Source organism: Dinghuibacter sp. (genome assembly GCF_035492835.1).
GTDB lineage: Bacteria > Bacteroidota > Bacteroidia > Chitinophagales > Chitinophagaceae > Dinghuibacter.
In genome coordinates, this window is the sequence record NZ_DATJIY010000226.1 from 1 (window position 1) to 11985 (window position 11985).

Annotated in this window: 13 protein-coding genes; 6 read left to right on the plus strand and 7 right to left on the minus strand. The window is 57.8% G+C overall.

Features of this window, described 5'->3' with window-relative positions:
• Nucleotides 1-72: 72 nt before the first annotated feature.
• The 6 genes from rfbD to VL547_RS21120 are packed head-to-tail and all read right to left on the minus strand — an operon-like array spanning nt 73 to nt 5901.
• Complete coding sequence (gene rfbD, locus VL547_RS21095) at nt 73-918, minus strand: dTDP-4-dehydrorhamnose reductase (protein ID WP_325581693.1); 846 nt, start codon at nt 916-918, stop codon at nt 73-75.
• Nucleotides 915-1454, minus strand: a complete 540-nt coding sequence (gene rfbC / locus VL547_RS21100) for a dTDP-4-dehydrorhamnose 3,5-epimerase (RefSeq protein ID WP_325581695.1) — start codon at nt 1452-1454, stop codon at nt 915-917. The genes rfbD and rfbC overlap by 4 nt, the downstream gene beginning before the upstream one ends.
• A 3-nt stretch (nt 1455-1457) precedes the next feature.
• Nucleotides 1458-2507: a dTDP-glucose 4,6-dehydratase gene (gene rfbB / locus VL547_RS21105; protein WP_325581697.1), complete on the minus strand. Its 1050-nt coding sequence runs from the start codon at nt 2505-2507 to the stop codon at nt 1458-1460.
• Nucleotides 2507-3448 (minus strand): UDP-glucuronic acid decarboxylase family protein, encoded by a 942-nt coding sequence (locus VL547_RS21110; RefSeq protein WP_325581699.1) that lies wholly within the window; start codon nt 3446-3448, stop codon nt 2507-2509. Before VL547_RS21110 ends, rfbB begins: the two co-directional genes overlap by 1 nt.
• A gap of 5 nt (nt 3449-3453) precedes the next feature.
• Complete coding sequence (locus VL547_RS21115) at nt 3454-4764, minus strand: UDP-glucose/GDP-mannose dehydrogenase family protein (protein ID WP_325581701.1); 1311 nt, start codon at nt 4762-4764, stop codon at nt 3454-3456.
• A gap of 12 nt (nt 4765-4776) precedes the next feature.
• Complete coding sequence (locus VL547_RS21120) at nt 4777-5901, minus strand: DegT/DnrJ/EryC1/StrS family aminotransferase (RefSeq protein ID WP_325581703.1); 1125 nt, start codon at nt 5899-5901, stop codon at nt 4777-4779.
• Between the two features lie 45 nt (nt 5902-5946).
• Between VL547_RS21120 and VL547_RS21125 the strand changes: the two genes are divergently transcribed.
• Nucleotides 5947-7245 (plus strand): 3-deoxy-D-manno-octulosonic acid transferase, encoded by a 1299-nt coding sequence (locus tag VL547_RS21125; RefSeq protein ID WP_325581705.1) that lies wholly within the window; start codon nt 5947-5949, stop codon nt 7243-7245.
• Here the strand turns inward: VL547_RS21125 and VL547_RS21130 are convergent.
• Complete coding sequence (locus tag VL547_RS21130; protein WP_325581707.1) at nt 7237-8136, minus strand: hypothetical protein; 900 nt, start codon at nt 8134-8136, stop codon at nt 7237-7239. The two genes, VL547_RS21125 and VL547_RS21130, sit on opposite strands and share 9 nt — an antisense overlap.
• Nucleotides 8137-8206: 70 nt before the next feature.
• On the opposite strand from VL547_RS21130, the gene VL547_RS21135 reads away from it, so the two are divergent.
• From VL547_RS21135 to VL547_RS21155, 5 genes are all read left to right on the plus strand, one after another.
• Nucleotides 8207-8797 (plus strand): thymidine kinase, encoded by a 591-nt coding sequence (locus tag VL547_RS21135; protein WP_325581709.1) that lies wholly within the window; start codon nt 8207-8209, stop codon nt 8795-8797.
• Between the two features lie 63 nt (nt 8798-8860).
• On the plus strand, nt 8861-9523 hold the full coding sequence (locus VL547_RS21140; protein ID WP_325581711.1) for a heme exporter protein CcmB: 663 nt from the start codon (nt 8861-8863) through the stop codon (nt 9521-9523).
• 40 nt (nt 9524-9563) lie between these two features.
• Nucleotides 9564-10241 (plus strand): cytochrome c biogenesis protein CcsA, encoded by a 678-nt coding sequence (ccsA, locus tag VL547_RS21145; protein ID WP_325581713.1) that lies wholly within the window; start codon nt 9564-9566, stop codon nt 10239-10241.
• On the plus strand, nt 10231-10434 hold the full coding sequence (locus VL547_RS21150; RefSeq protein ID WP_325581715.1) for a CcmD family protein: 204 nt from the start codon (nt 10231-10233) through the stop codon (nt 10432-10434). Before ccsA ends, VL547_RS21150 begins: the two co-directional genes overlap by 11 nt.
• A 91-nt stretch (nt 10435-10525) precedes the next feature.
• Nucleotides 10526-11947, plus strand: coding sequence for a Glu/Leu/Phe/Val dehydrogenase (locus tag VL547_RS21155; RefSeq protein ID WP_325581717.1), 1422 nt, complete (start codon nt 10526-10528; stop codon nt 11945-11947).
• Nucleotides 11948-11985 lie beyond the last annotated feature (38 nt).

An 11985-nucleotide genomic window follows, 5' to 3' on the forward strand; every position in this document is an offset into this window, starting at 1 on the left:
CGTTTTGCGGAGCTTCGCAAAACGAGGGAAAAAGGGGCAAGGCGCCACGCTTCTTTAGGCAGCCTTCGATTTTCAGAACCTCGCCAGGCAGCGGCGGAGGCTCTCCCTCCAGTCCGGCGGTGTCAACCCGAACGTCTTCTCAATCCTGGTCGTATCGAGTACCGAGTAAGCCGGCCGCTTGGCCGGTGTGGGATATTCCGCGGTCGTAAGCGGCCGGATAATACAAGCCGCCCCGATCTCTTCACGGACCGCGCTGGCCAGGTCGTACCAGCTGATCACCCCGGCGTCCGCGTAATGATAGATACCGGGGGCGGGGGCGTCAAAAGAAATAATCCGAAGGATCGCCTCCGCCAGGTCCGCCGCGTACGTCGGCCGGCCGACCTGGTCGGCCACCACCCCGATGGACTCCTTTTCCCGGAGGAGCCGTATCATCGTCTTTACGAAATTCTTCCCATAGTAGGAATACACCCAGGAGGTGCGGATGACGATCACGTTGTCATAGGCCTCGAAAGACACGCGTTCACCCAGCAGCTTGGACGAGCCGTACCACCCCAGCGGGTCGACGGGATCGTCTTCTTTATAAGGCTCAACACCGGAACCATTGAACACATAATCCGTGGAGACATGAACCAGCAGCGCATTGTGCAGCTTGCACAACAACGCGAGGTCGCGGACTGCCGTGGCATTGATGGCAAAGGCCTGTTCCCGCTCGGTCTCGGCCTTGTCCACCGCTGTATATGCCGCCGCATTTATGCAAATATGGGGGCGAATCTTCGAGAAGGCCTCGTGCAGCTTGTCCGGCTCATCCAGCGGCAAGGCCGCCCTGTCGAAAAAAAAGAACTCGAAGGGTCCGCGTGCCAGGTCGCGCAGCTCGCTGCCCAGCTGACCGCCGGCGCCGGTTACCAGCACGCGCTTCATACCAGTTCTGCCAGCGTCGGCAGCTCCACGTCTTTGGGGGAAATCACGGCGGTTGCCATCGGCACCCTCCAATCGATATTCAGCGACGGGTCATCGTAGCGAATACCTCCTTCGGCGGCCTTGTTATAAAAATTGTCGCACTTGTAGAGTATCTCCGCGGTCTCGGAGAGCACCGAGTATCCGTGGGCAAACCCTTGCGGCACCAGCAGCTGCCGTTTGTTGGCGGCGGACAGCTCGATCGCGAACACCTTCCCGTACGTAGGCGATCCGCGACGGATGTCCACCACGACGTCCAGGATGGAGCCCTCCAGCGCCCGGATCAATTTGGTCTGGGCGTGTGGTTCGTGTTGAAAGTGGAGCCCGCGGATGACGCCATAGGACGAGCGCGCCTGGTTGTCCTGCACCCAGGGCCGGGAAAAACCCGCCTCCTTGAAAGCCCTGTCGTTATAGCTTTCAAAGAAATAACCGCGGTCGTCGTGAAAAACGCGCGGTTCGTAAACTACCAGACCTTCTATTCCCGTTTCCTGAAAACCCATAGATTATCGTTTGCTGTATTGGGCAGTGTAATATTGTTGGTATTCCCCGGAAGTGACGTGGTTCGTCCATTCCTGGTTGGCCAGGTACCAGTCGACGGTCGACTCCAGCCCTTCCTCGAAAGTGATGGACGGCACCCACCCGAGCTCCGCTTTTAGCTTGCCGGCGTCGATGGCATACCGGAAGTCATGACCCGCGCGGTCCTTGACGTAGGTGATCAGCAGGGCTGAAGTGCCTTCCGTCCGTTTGAGCTTGCGGTCCATGATCTGGCAGAGCAGGTGTACGATGTCGATATTCTTCCACTCATTGTGGCCGCCGATGTTATAGGTATCCCCTGACTTGCCTTTATGGAAAATGACGTCGATGGCCCTGGCATGGTCTTCCACCCACAGCCAGTCGCGCACGTTGGCGCCCTTGCCGTAGACCGGGAGCGGCTTGTTGTGGATGATATTGTTGATCATCAGCGGAATCAGCTTCTCCGGGAACTGGTTCGAACCATAGTTGTTGGAACAATTGCTGATCACGGCGGGTATACCGAAGGTGTGGTTGTAGGCCCGCACCAGGTGGTCCGAAGAAGCCTTGGAGGCCGAATACGGGGAGCGGGGATCGTAGGGCGTTTCCTCGGTAAAGAAGCCCTTGTCCGTCAGCGACCCGTACACCTCGTCCGTAGACACGTGGTAAAACAGTTTACCCTCTGCGTTGTCCTTCCAGAATTTACGCGCCGCGTTGAGCAATACGGCGGTACCCAGCACATTGGTCCGCACAAAATCCATGGGACTGTGGATCGAACGGTCCACGTGGCTTTCCGCCGCCAGGTGGATGACCCGGTCGAATCCATGGCCGGCGAAAATCTGTTGTATAAAATCCTCGTCAGTGATGTCGCCCTTGATAAAACTATAATTGGGCGACCGTTCTATGTCCTTTAAATTTTCGAGGTTCCCGGCATAAGTCAACGCATCCAGGTTGAATATTTGGTATTCGGGGTATTTCCGGACAAACAGCCGGACCACATGGGAACCAATAAAACCGGCACCGCCGGTGATTAGAATCTTCATTACACGACTTCTTTAAAATAGGCCAGTGTTTTTTCCAAACCTTCGCTGCGCGATACCTTCGGCGCCCAGCCAAGCAATTCCCTGGCCTTGGTGATGTCCGGTTTGCGCTGCTTCGGATCGTCCTGCGGCAGGGGTTTATAGATGATCTTGCTTTTGGAGCCCGTCAGGCGCAGGATTTCCTCGGCAAATTCGTTGATCGTGATCTCGTCCGGGTTGCCGATGTTGACGGGATAGGGATAATCGCTCATCAGCAATCGGTAGATGCCCTCCACGAGGTCATCCACATAGCAGAACGAACGCGTCTGGGAGCCGTCCCCAAAGGCCGTAAGGTCCTGTCCCCTCAGCGCCTGGCCGATAAAGGCCGGCAGCACGCGCCCGTCGTCGAGTCGCATCCGGGGACCGTAGGTGTTGAAGATGCGGATGATCCGCGTCTCCAGGTTATGATAGGTATGATAGGCCATGGTGATGGACTCCTGGAAGCGTTTGGCCTCGTCATATACGCCGCGGGGACCGACCGGGTTTACGTTACCCCAATAGCTTTCGGTTTGCGGGTGTACGAGCGGGTCCCCGTATACCTCCGAGGTGGAGGCCACCAGGATACGGGCATTTTTGGAACGCGCAAGCCCCAGCAGGTTGTGCGTCCCCAGCGAGCCGACCTTCAGGGTCTGGATGGGCATCTTCAGGTAATCGATGGGGCTCGCCGGGCTGGCGAAGTGCAGGATATAGTCGAGGTCCCCGGGCACATGGACGAACTTGGTGACGTCGTGGTGGTAGTACTCGAAGTCCGCGAGCGGGAAAAGGTGCTCGACGTTCTTTATGTTCCCGGTAAGCAGGTTGTCCATACCCACCACCTTGTAACCCTCCTTGATAAACCGGTCACAGAGGTGGGAGCCGAGGAACCCGGCCGCGCCCGTTATCAGAATGCGTTTCTGTTTTTCCATCAATTTTATGGTTTTACTGGCCTGCGGCCAATGCTTTCGTAGTAGTAACCGAGCGCTTTCATCTGGGGACCTTCGAAGACGTTACGCCCGTCGAAAATCACTTTTTTGTTCAACTTGCCTTCCATGGCTTCGAAATCCGGGGTGCGGAAGGCGCTCCATTCGGTGGCTATGACCAGCGCGTCCGCGCCGTTCAGGGCGTCATATTGGTTGTCCGCAAAGGTGATCTTGTCTCCCACCACCCGCTTTACGTTCTCCATCGCTTCGGGATCGAAGGCCGTGACCCTGGCGCCTTCCTTCAGGAGCGCCTCGATGATGTAGAGCGCCGGCGCTTCCCGGATGTCGTCCGTATTGGGCTTGAAAGCCAGGCCCCAGAGGGCGATGTGCTTACCCTTCAGGTCGCCAAAATAGCGTTTAATTTTGGGAACGAGGTAGGTTTTCTGTTCCTGGTTCACCTCCATGACGGAGCGGAGTATGCGGAAGTCGTAGTCCACGTCCTCCGCCGATTTGAACAGAGCCTGCACGTCCTTAGGGAAACAGCTGCCGCCGTACCCGATGCCCGGGAACAGGAAGCGCTTCCCGATCCGCTCGTCCCCGCCGATACCGCGGCGGACCATATCCACGTCGGCGTCCAGGCGTTCGCACATCCGCGCGATCTCGTTCATAAAAGTGATCTTTGCCGCCAGGAAAGCGTTGGCCGCGTACTTTGTCAGCTCCGCCGAGCGTTCGTCCATATAGACAATGGGGTTCCCCTGCCGGACAAAGGGCGCATAGAGCTGTTGCATCAATGCTTTGGCCCTCTCCGAGCTCGTCCCGATGACGACCCGGTCGGGCTTCATAAAGTCGTCCACGGCAACGCCTTCGCGAAGGAATTCCGGATTGGAAACGACGTCGAACTCGACCTTGGCGTTTTTGCCGATGGCGTCCCGGACCTTGTCGGCCGTTCCTACCGGGACCGTGCTCTTGTCCACGATCACAGCATAGGCTTCCAATATTTTACCCAGCTGCCCGGACACGCCCAGTACATAGGAAAGGTCCGCGGACCCATCCTCGCCCGGAGGCGTCGGCAGCGCCAGAAAAATGATCTGTGCGCCCTTGATACCTTCAGCCAGGTTGGTGGTGAAGTGAAGGCGGCTTTCCTTGAGGTTCCTGAGGAAAAGGTGGTCCAGACCCGGTTCATAAATAGTAATCGTGCCTCCCTTGAGCTTGTCGACCTTTTTCTGGTCGATATCCACGCAGGTAACGGTATTCCCCGTTTCCGCAAAACAAGTCCCTGTTACGAGTCCGACGTAGCCGGTACCAACAACGGCGATGCGCATATAGATGTTTTTTTAAGCGTTCAAAAATTCCAGGATCGAACCCGTGATATGAAATAATTGTTGATCGTCCAATTCGGTGTGCATAGGCAGCGAAATGACCCTTGTGGTCAGGTCGTCCGTGACCGGTAGATCCGCCTGGGCCTCCCCGCCGAACATTTTTTGCCGGTGTCCCGGGACGGGGTAATAGATCGCCGACGGTATCTTCCGCTCCGCGAGGAATGCCTTTAGCGCATCCCGGTCCACGCCCTTCAGCTGGATGGTGTACTGGTGGAACACGTGCTGCGTATAGCTGGCCCGGTAAGGCGTAACCACCCCGGCGTGCCCCGCAAAGGCCGCGTCATAGAAATCCGCCGCCTTTCGCCGGGCGGCGCAATATCCGTCCAGCTCCTTCAGCTTCACGCGGAGAACCGCCGCCTGGATGGCGTCCAGACGCGAGTTGCAACCCACTACATCGTGGTAATATTGTTTGCTTTGGCCGTGGTTGGCGATCATTCTCAGCTTACCGGCCAGCGCGTCGTCATTGGTACAGATCGCGCCGCCATCGCCATAGCAGCCGAGGTTTTTGCTTGGGAAAAACGACGTGCAGCTGGCCAGCCCCATCGAACCGGTCCTGACCGTCTTTCCGTCGGGGAACGTATACGTCGACCCGATCGCCTGGGCGTTGTCTTCTATCACCGGTATCCCATGCCTGCCCGCAATAGCCAGGATTTCCGCCATCGGAGCGGACTGCCCGTAGAGGTGTACCGGTATGATGGCCTTGGTCCGGGGCGTGATTGCCTGTTCCAGGGACTTCGGGTCCATACAGAACGTCTGCGGGTCCACTTCCACGAATACCGGTTTGAGCTTCAGCAAGGCAACTACCTCGGTGGTCGCGATAAAGGTGAAACTCGGCGTGATAACCTCGTCCCCCGGCTCCAGCCCCAGCGCCATCAGGACGATCTGCAGGGCGTCCGTTCCGTTCGCGCAGGGTATCACATGGTTCACCCCCAGGTAGACCGCCAGATCGTGCGCAAAACCCTGCACTGCAGGACCGTTGATAAACATCGCCGTGTCCAGCACCTCCCGGATGCCTTCGTCGATCAGGTCCTTGATCTTTGCATACTGCTGCTGGAGGTCAACCATCTGTATAGGGCGCATATTCATTTTTTAGGCGGGCCAAAAATAGTCATAGTTTTACCGACTATGTACCGGATCTTCACTTTTTTATACCCCTTATTTGTACGGTTGGCCGCCCCCTGGAATCCCAAGGCCCGCCGCTGGCTCCAGGGCCGTAAAGGGTTGATGGAGAATGTGAAAGCCGCTTTTGGGTCCGAAAACCGCGCCGTCGTTTGGTTCCACTGCGCTTCCCTGGGCGAGTTCGAGCAGGGACGTCCCCTGATCGAGGGTCTCCGCCGGCGGCAACCAAATGTTTGTGTGCTGCTCACCTTTTTTTCGCCCTCCGGTCTGGAGGCCAGCCGCGGATATGCTCACGCGGACCATGTCTTCTATCTTCCGATGGACAGTCCCCGGAACGCTCGCCTTTTTATCGACGCGGTCCGCCCGACGCTGGCCGTTTTTATCAAATACGAATTCTGGTTCTACTACCTTTCCGGGCTTCAACGCCGCGGCGTCCCCACGCTGCTGGCCAGCGCCGTCTTCCGGGCGGATCAACCGTTCTTCAGGTGGTATGGCGCCTTTTGGCGGCGCATGCTGCGCACCTATACGGCGATATTCGTCCAGGACAAGTCGTCACTAAAGCTCCTTTCCGGCCTCGCGACCGCTGTCTTTCTGAGCGGCGACACCCGCTTCGACCGCGTGCTTGAGCTCGCACCCACGCTGCGGGTGGCTACCCCCTTTCCCCCGGGTTCGCCCCTGGCTCCCTTGTTCGCCAAAGTCACGGCATTCGCAGCCGGCAGCCAGGTCATCGTCGCGGGAAGCACCTGGGACGAGGACGAAAAGGAGCTTGCGCATTTCGTGCGGACGCATCCCAACATCCATTTCATCATCGCTCCCCACGAGCTCAGCAAGGATCACATCCACGCCATCCAAAGCGCCTTCCCCGAAAGCGTACTGTTGTCCGCCTGGAACCAGGGTCGTCACGCCCGCTGTCTCATCATCGATAACATCGGGATGCTTTCCCGCCTCTACCAGCTCGGCACGATAACATACGTCGGCGGCGGTTTTGGCGGCGACGGCGTACACAACGTGCTCGAACCCGCCGTCTGGGGCAAACCCGTGGTTTTCGGCCCCATTTTCGACAAATACCGCGAAGCCTCCGAGCTCATCCAGGCCGGCGGCGCCTTTAGCGCGGACAACACCCTCTCGCTGGAGCGGTGCTTCCGCCGGCTCCTCGACGACGCGTCCGTCCGCGCGGCAGCCGGCCAGGCCGCCCGTACATACGTCGAGCGGCAGGCCGGCGCCACAAAAAAGATTTTGGAATATATAGATACACAGCGCCTCCTGACGCCAAGGCGTCCCGACGCTCAGCGCGTCCTAGGCTGAGAACCGGCGCCGTACCAGCTGGTAGAATAGCTGGGTACTGTATTTCTCCTGGTCCCATGCCAGTTTCAACTTCAATTCCCGCTCCATCCAATAAAAGGCCTCCTGGAATATGGTAAAGTTGTTGATCGTCTTGATCGACCGCTCGTACATCGTCTCGTCGCCCCTGAACAGCTCGCTGATAAAGAGATAGCGGTCATTAATGCCCACAGCCTTACGCAGGTCCCGCACCGGGGATTCATTCAGCTTTGAGCTCAATTCCTTGGCCGGCGCTTGCTGCTCCTTCCAGGTATCGTTCAGGGATCGCTGCGCTTCGCCCGCCGCGATGACTTCATTCAGCTCCTTACCCCGGGCCTCCTGCGGGATCTGGTGCGTGAGCGTCGGGACCTCCCGGATCGCGTTATACCGCGCCGCTCTCACCGGCTCGGGCTGCCGCACAGGCTCGGGTTGGCGCGCCGGTTCCGGCTCCCTCGCCGGCTCCGGCTGTCTCAACGGTTCAGGCTGTCTTACAGGCCCGGATTGTGCGGCCCTGACCGGCTCCGGTTGCGGCGTCGCCGGCTCTTCCTTAGGCATATACCGCTCGTGCTCCGTCGTTGCCGGGCGCTGCGGCTTCGGCGCCTCCCGCGGTTGCTCCGCAAGCACCGGTTCCTGCGGCGCATAGCGCGGCGCCTCCGGGGCGGGACGCTCCTCTTCGGCGGTGTTGATTCGGGGAATATGCCTGTGGTTGCCGGGCAGCACCACGGCCACGTGGGGTGAAGCAGGTACGGTACCCTTTTGGAGGTGATACCTCAGCTCGCCTTCGAGCAGTTGCGATGTCAGTAGTAGTTGCTCAATATCAGCCCCTGCTGCAAACTGTTCCCGTAATTTTTCGATCAATGCACTGATTCTTTCCATGGAATTGAATTACGTTTGCACAAGTCGCGTGTGAAGTTACAAACACTTTGCCAGAATTAGTTTCAACCGTATGTTTATTGAACCGCACTGGACAGGAGACAAGAGAGGATGGATCGAAGTCATTTGCGGATCCATGTTCTCGGGTAAAACAGAAGAACTTATCCGGAGACTCAAACGGGCCAGGATCGCCCATCAGCATACCGAAATCTTCAAGCCATCCATCGATACCCGCTACGCCGTGGGCGACATCGTGTCGCACGACGAGCGCAGCGTGCCTTCCACCCCCATCGGGAACTCCCAGGAAATCCTGCTCCTTTCCCAGGACAGGGACGTTATTGGCATAGACGAAGCCCAGTTTTTCGACGCCGAGCTACCGTCGGTCTGCGACCGCCTGGCCCTCCAGGGGATGCGCGTGATCGTCGCCGGTCTCGACATGGACTTCCAGGGAAAACCCTTCGGCCCGATGCCCGCCCTCCTGGCAAAGGCCGACTATATCACCAAATTACACGCGATCTGCGTCTGCTGCGGCCACATCGCCTCTTATTCCTACCGCAAGGTCCACTCCAAATCCCAGCTCCTGCTTGGCGAAGCCGAATCCTACGAGCCCCGTTGCCGCGTCTGCTACGCCAAGGGCCCCGCGGCCGACCGCGCGATCCCTTAATAACGTCCATTTCCCCCCCAAATTGCCCCGCCCATCCCGTACCTTCGCGCCGGAACCCGAACCATGCCCCATCCCACCAAAATAATCCACCTCCTCAAAAAGGACATCCTCCTGGAGCTTCGCCAGCAATACGCCCTTTACGGCATCCTGCTGTACGTCGCCTCGACGATCTTCGTGTTGTACATGGCGATGGGAAAGCCCGACGCGGAGGTATGGAACGGGCTTTTTTGGATGATTCAGCTGTTCATTTGCGTAAACGCGGTGGCCAAGAGCTTCCTGCAGGACTCCAAGGAGCGGATGTTGTATTTCTACAACATCGCCGGTCCGGTGGATTTCATCCTTTCCAAGCTGCTCTACAACGTAATAATAATGCTCGTGATGAGCTTTTGCAGCCTGCTCATTTTTTGCCTCCTGCTGGGAACGCCCATGCAGAACGCGGGTTTGTATATCGGCATCACCTGTCTGGGCGGCCTCAGCCTTAGCCTGGTGTTCACCTTGCTGGCGGCAATCGCGTCCAAGGCCAGACAGCAGGCGGCCCTCCTGGCCATCCTGGGATTCCCCCTCATCATCCCCCAGATCATGCTGCTGGTACGGCTTTCCCGGGCGGCGTTCGGGGAGGTTTTCCGGGCGGGGGCGACCTGGAAGATTGCCGGTTTGCTCGTTGGGCTGGACGTCATGATCGTCCTGCTGTCCATCATTCTTTTCCCCTTTTTATGGAAAGATTGAGGTAAGCCCCGTATTTTTGCACGCACATTTTGTGATTTTTATGCGCCATAACTGGTGGAAAATAGTTTCGGTCATCCTGCTCCTGTACACTTTTACGGCCGGGTTTCTGACCCCCGTACCGGACCTGGGAAACCTCCACCAGTCCATTCGGAATCTGTATTTCCACGTTCCCATGTGGTCCGCGATGATGACCCTCTTTTCCGTTTCCGTCTTCAATGCCGTCAGGTACCTACGGACCCCCGATCCCAGGTATGACCTGCTTTCTTCCCGATATGCCGGGACCGGCATGCTCTTCAGCCTGCTCGGTCTGGTGACCGGGATGATCTGGGCGCGCTATTCCTGGGGTGAGTTCTGGAGCAACGACCCCAAACAACTGGGTACAGCCATTGCGATACTGATCTACCTGGCTTACGGAGTCCTCCGGAATTCCATCACCGACCTCGACAAACGGGGCCGGGTATCCGCCGTTTATAACATCTTTGCATACTGTATCTTATTCCCCACCATATTTATCCTCCCCAGGATGGTCCAGTCCCTGCACCCCGGCGGTCAGGGCGTGGAAGGCAACCCGGGGCTCGGGGGCGACAACCTGGACCCGATCATGGCACGGGTGTTCTTTCCGGCTATGATCGGGTGGAGCCTGCTGGCAGTTTGGATCGCCACCCTCCAGGTACGGTACAGTGTCCTTCATGAAAAAGTGTTGAACCATGACGCGTAGGTTGATGAGTGCCCTCCTGCTACTATGCCTGACCATCCGGGTAAAAGCCCAGGATACTACTCAAAGTCAAGGCTTTATGGAGTCCGGAGGGAAGATCAGGGTCGTCATGGCGGTTTGTCTGGTCATTCTGATCGGCCTTATCCTGTATCTCGTCCGGCTCGACCGGCGCATCAGCAAGCTGGAGAAAAAATAACGTGTACTGTTAAAACCGCACTAACGATTCGATAAGCATAATAACTAACAAACATTCGTACTTATCTTTGCCGAACTTAATTTATCACCATATGTCAGGAACACAGACACTCTCCTTTTTTGAAAGCGTAGAAAAAAGCTTTGATAAAGCGGCCCAGTACACCCAGTGGAACCCGGGCGTCCTGGAACAGATCAAGGCCTGTAATGCGGTCTATCGCATGCGTTTCCCCGTAAAAATGGACGACGGGCGCATCGAGGTGATCGAGGCTTACCGCGTCCAGCACTCCCACCATAAGCTCCCCTGTAAGGGAGGCATCCGCTTCGCAGCGGAGGTAAACCAGGACGAGGTCATGGCCCTCGCCTCCCTCATGACCTATAAATGCGCCATCGTCAACGTGCCCTTTGGCGGCGGCAAAGGCGGCATCAAGATCAACCCCAAAAAGTACAGCTCCTTCGAGCTCGAAAAAATCACCCGCCGCTATACCGCCGAGCTGGTGAAAAAGAATTTCATAGGCCCCGGCATCGACGTCCCTGCTCCCGACTATGGCACGGGTGAAAAAGAAATGGCCTGGATCCTCGATACCTACGCGTCCATCCACGCAGGAGAAGTAGACGCCATGGCGTGCGTCACCGGCAAACCGGTCTCCCAGGGCGGCGTCCGCGGCCGGAAGGAAGCCACCGGCCTGGGCGTTTTCTTCGGTATCCGCGAGGTCTGCCATATCCCCGAATTGATGGAAAAAGTCGGGCTCACCGTCGGCGTGGAAGGCAAGCGCGTCGTGGTGCAGGGGCTTGGCAACGTGGGCTACCACTCCGCCCTGTTCTTCAGCCGCGCCGGCGCCAAAATCATCGGCCTGGCCGAATACGAAGGCTCGATCTATAACGAAAATGGTCTCGACATCGACGCCGTCGTGGCCCACCGCAGGGACACGGGGTCCATCCTCAACTTCCCCGGCGCCAAGAACTTCGCCAAGAACACCGACGCCCTCGAAATGGATTGCGACATCCTCATACCCGCCGCCCTGGAACAGGTCATCACCGGCGAAAACGCGCCCCGTGTCAAGGCCCGGATCATCGGCGAAGCGGCCAACGGCCCCCTCACGCCGGAAGCCGACGAGGAATTTATCCGTAAAGGCACGCTCGTCATCCCGGACATGTACCTCAACGCGGGCGGCGTCACGGTATCTTACTTTGAGTGGCTCAAAAACCTCAGCCACGTCCGCTACGGCCGCATGGAAAAACGCTTTACCGAAAACCTGAATACCCATATCCTGACGCAGATGGAGGAACTAACCGGTAAACAGGTCACCCAAAAAGAAAAGCAGTTCATCATGCACGGACCGGACGAGATCGACCTCGTTCATAGCGGTCTCGAAGAAACGATGATCACCGCCACCCAGGAGGTCATGCAGGTCTGGAGGGACAACCCGAACATCCCGGATATGCGCACCGCGGCTTACGTAGTCGCGATCAACAAGGTCGCCACCTCCTATGCCGAGTTGGGTATATTTCCATAATTTCTTACCGGCAGGGCGTCGCTGGTCGTCTGCAATCC